Annotated in this window: 1 protein-coding gene; it reads left to right on the top strand. The window is 62.6% G+C overall.

Annotated elements, in window-relative coordinates; genetic code table 11:
- Positions 1 to 206: 206 nt before the first annotated feature.
- Positions 207 to 611 (top strand): nitroreductase/quinone reductase family protein, encoded by a 405-nt coding sequence (locus tag RNC47_RS36115; RefSeq protein WP_205866788.1) that lies wholly within the window; start codon positions 207 to 209, stop codon positions 609 to 611.
- The last annotated feature ends 30 nt before the right edge of the window (positions 612 to 641 follow it).

Here is a 641-nt window from a genome sequence, read left to right as displayed (position 1 = left end):
CTCCTTCGGGCGTGTGCACCTTTCTGCTCGGTTCCGCGCCGCAGTGCCGCCACTAGGGACGAAAGTCCCATCGAACGCGGTCTGTCGTAACCGAATAGGGCCGTAGCGCGTCCCCGCCGCCGCGGCCGTGGCACGGGGCCTTAAGTCCTCTGGACCCGGTCCGCTCGGCCCTGTCGACATCTGTGCTAGCACGCGAGCATCGAGGTATGTCCAACGACACGGTGACGCCGATTCGCAACGCGGTGCGTACCTTCAACAAGCACGCTCTCAATCCGGTGATGTTGCAGTTGGCCGGCCGCAAACATTGGTACGCGTCGGTGATTCGCCATACCGGCCGAAGGTCGGGAAGGCGCTACGCCACACCCGTTGTGGCCGAAAAAATCGATGGCGGATTCCTCATCCCGCTTCCGTACGGACCACGAGTCGACTGGCTGCGCAACGTGATCGCCGCCGGGCAGGCGACGATCACCAACGGCGGTGAGACACATGAGGTCACCAGGCCGGAGATCATTGATCTGCCTGAGGCATCACTCCATTTGCCGGCGCGCCGACGCCGTGCGTTCGAACTGTTCGGCGTCAACAAGTTCGTCAAAGTGACACTGGCGCAGTAGTTTCGAGAGGAGGAGATCGCGATGTCAACC

This window comes from Streptomyces millisiae, assembly GCF_031845425.1.
Classification (GTDB): Bacteria; Actinomycetota; Actinomycetes; order Streptomycetales; family Streptomycetaceae; genus Streptomyces; species Streptomyces millisiae.
The sequence above is the reverse complement of the archived record's forward strand: the minus strand, read 5'-3'. Positions and strand labels throughout refer to the sequence as shown.

Bases quoted from the DNA above. Each gene is read 5' to 3' on its own strand.
- RNC47_RS36115 (WP_205866788.1), top strand. From the start codon at position 207: ATGTCCAACGACACGGTGACGCCGATTCGCAACGCGGTGCGTACCTTC.